Here is a 1636-nt window from a genome sequence, read left to right on the forward strand (position 1 = left end):
CATCCGTACCTGCGGATCGTGCCGGGTCAGGTCAGACCCAGCGCCGGCATCGCGTAGTAGAAGACGAAGACCGCCGACACCGCGTACATCGCCACCGGCACCTCCCGGCCACGGCCCGCCGCCAGACGGAGCACGGTGAAGGAGATGAAACCGATGCCGATGCCATTGGTGATCGAGTAGGTGAGCGGCATCATCACCATCGCCAGGAAGGCCGGGATGGCGACGGTGAAGTCGGCCCAGTCGATATCCCGGATCGAGCCTGCCAGGATCAGGAAGCCGACCGCCACCAGCGCGGGCGTGGCCGCCTGCGACGGCACCATCGTGGCCAGCGGGGTGAGGAAGAGCGCCACCGAGAACAGGGCACCGGTCACCACCGAGGCCAGACCCGTCCGCGCCCCCTCGCCCACACCGGCCGTCGACTCCACGAAACACGTCGTCGCCGACGAGGACGTCGCGCCACCAGCGGCGACCGCGACACCGTCCACCAGCAGGACCTTGTTGATGCCGGGGAAGTTGCCGTCCTTGTCCATCAGCTTGGCCTCGTCGCCGACGCCCAGGATCGTGCCCATCGCGTCGAAGAAGCAGGACAGCAGCACGGTGAAGACGAAGAGACAGCCCGTGAGGATGCCGACCTTCTCGAACCCGCCGAACAGGCTCACCTCACCGACCAGGCCGAAGTCGGGAGTCGCGACCGGGTTACCGGGCCACTTCGGGGTCGTCAGACCCCAGCTCGGAACGGTCGCCACCGCCTCGATGACCATCGCGACGACCGTCATGGCGACGATCGAGATCAGGATGGCGCCCGGCACCTTGCGGATGATCAGCGCCAGGGTGAGCAGCGTGCCCAGCGCGAAGACCAGGATCGGCCAGCCTTCGAGATGACCGCCCGAGCCGAGCTGGAGCGGAACCGTGGTCTTGGCGATATCCGGGATCCGCGACACGAACCCGGCGTCGACCAGGCCGATCAGCAGGATGAAGAGACCGATACCGATCGCGATGCCCTTGCGCAGACTGCGCGGCACCGCGCTCATCACCCGTTCCCGCAACCCCGTGGCGACCAGCAGCATCACCACGAAGCCCGCGAGGACGACCATGCCCATCGCGTCCGGCCAGCTCATCTGCGGCGCGAGCTGGAGCGCGACGACGGTGTTCACACCGAGTCCGGCGGCCAGCGCGATCGGGACATTGCCGATCACCCCCATGAGGAGGGTGGAGAAGGCCGCCGTCAGGACGGTGGCGGTCACCAGCTGACCGCCCTCCAGCTGGTTCCCGTACATGTCCTTGGCGCTGCCGAGGATGATCGGGTTCAGCACGATGATGTACGCCATCGCGAAGAAGGTGGCGAATCCGCCCCGGACCTCACGACCGACGGTCGAGCCGCGCTCCGAGATCTTGAAGTAGCGGTCCAGCCCGGTGGGCTGGGAGGGGGGCTGGTGCGCGGGGGCGGCGGCGGGAGCCGGGCGACTCATGCGGTCCTCATCTGGGGCTTTGTCTTTTCCTACGAAAAAAACCGGTCACGGGCAAACCGTTTCAGTATGAACACATAACGCCGTGATCGCCAGCTGGTGTGTTTTTTAGCGGTTCTTCTCCCCCAGGCTCCGCCCGGGGGGACCCCCACCGGGGCGCTGGGGGTCCC

The 1636-nt window shown here is 67.2% G+C and carries 1 protein-coding gene; it reads right to left on the bottom strand.

Annotated features, from left to right (window positions below; all coding sequences use genetic code 11):
• Positions 1 to 26 precede the first annotated feature (26 nt).
• Positions 27 to 1469, bottom strand: a complete 1443-nt coding sequence (locus ACFVIM_RS35040) for an NCS2 family permease (protein WP_384310399.1) — start codon at positions 1467 to 1469, stop codon at positions 27 to 29.
• Positions 1470 to 1636: the final 167 nt, after the last annotated feature.

This window comes from Streptomyces sp. NPDC057638, from assembly GCF_042800315.1.
In the GTDB taxonomy this organism is placed as follows: domain Bacteria; phylum Actinomycetota; class Actinomycetes; order Streptomycetales; family Streptomycetaceae; genus Streptomyces.

What these genes read in the sequence shown, in the direction of transcription:
- ACFVIM_RS35040 (WP_384310399.1), bottom strand. Translation starts at nt 1,469, where the DNA reads ATGAGTCGCCCGGCTCCCGCCGCCGCCCCCGCGCACCAGCCCCCCTCC.